The organism is Methylophaga sp. UBA5088 (assembly GCF_002414625.1).
Taxonomy (GTDB): Bacteria; Pseudomonadota; Gammaproteobacteria; order Nitrosococcales; family Methylophagaceae; genus Methylophaga; species Methylophaga marina.
This window is the reverse complement of the sequence record NZ_DIAC01000078.1, coordinates 1-320: the sequence shown is the minus strand read 5'-3', so window position 1 is coordinate 320 and position 320 is coordinate 1. Positions and strand designations below refer to the sequence as shown.

Genomic DNA, 320 nt, shown 5'->3' with positions numbered 1-320 from the left:
AACTCGCTGATTAATACAGTCACCATCTTTTTAGGATTAGCTGTAGGCTCAAAATTAAGTGCTGATAAATTCCTGGATTTACAAACTCTAGGGATTTTGGTTCTGGGTATGGGCGCATTTGCTATTGGTACGGCATCAGGTGTCATCATGGCTAAAGTGTTAAACAAGCTGATTAAAGAACCTATCAACCCACTGATTGGTTCGGCAGGTGTTTCTGCTGTACCTATGGCAGCTCGTGTATCGAATAAGCTTGGCTTGGAATCTGATCCGCATAACTTTTTGTTAATGCACGCGATGGGACCGAACGTTGCCGGTGTCAT

Annotated in this window: 1 protein-coding gene; it reads left to right on the top strand. The window is 43.4% G+C overall.

What is annotated here, in order from left to right; all coding sequences use genetic code 11:
- Nucleotides 1-320, top strand: a 320-nt coding sequence (locus B4K20_RS09920) for a sodium ion-translocating decarboxylase subunit beta (protein WP_289282761.1), incomplete at both ends; no start/stop codon positions are given.